The 592-nt window shown below is 49.8% G+C and carries 1 protein-coding gene; it reads left to right on the top strand.

What is annotated here, in order from left to right:
• Positions 1 to 420 (top strand): SIS domain-containing protein (locus QN395_RS21420; RefSeq protein WP_323493057.1); only part of this gene is annotated, 420 nt, incomplete at its 5' end.
• Positions 421 to 592: the final 172 nt, after the last annotated feature.

The following is a 592-nucleotide window of genomic DNA, read 5'->3' as shown; positions in this document are numbered from 1 at the left end:
TTAGGCCGCGGCATGCACTACCCAATCGCTTTGGAAGGCGCATTAAAGCTGAAAGAAATTTCCTACATCCATGCAGAAGCCTACCCCGCCGGCGAACTCAAACACGGCCCATTAGCCTTAGTGACCAAAGACATGCCGGTCGTCACAGTCGCACCAAAAGACGCGTTGCTAGAAAAATTAAAATCCAACATGCAAGAAGTCCGCGCCCGTGGCGGCGAGCTGTACGTCTTTGCCGACGCAGACTCCCGCATTGCCTCAAGCGAAGGCGTACACGTCATCCGCTTGCCAGAACATTACGGCATGTTGTCACCGATCTTGCACACCGTGCCGCTGCAATTGCTGGCGTATCACACGGCGTTGGCGCGGGGGACGGATGTCGATAAGCCTCGGAATTTGGCGAAATCTGTGACGGTGGAGTGATACTGGTCACGTGGAAGTAACTTGCTTTGATTGACTATAGTTATGGTAAATATGAGGGGAAGTAACTGTAGATTGACAATTATTTTGAGTTTTGGTGTCAAACAGCGTTCAATATTTACCACCTGTCAGCGTCCAAATTTTTCCACTTTATCGGCTTGTTCAGAACGATTTT

The organism is Undibacterium sp. RTI2.2, from assembly GCF_035018705.1.
Lineage (GTDB): Bacteria > Pseudomonadota > Gammaproteobacteria > Burkholderiales > Burkholderiaceae_D > Undibacterium.
This window is presented reverse-complemented; position numbering and strand designations above follow the sequence as displayed.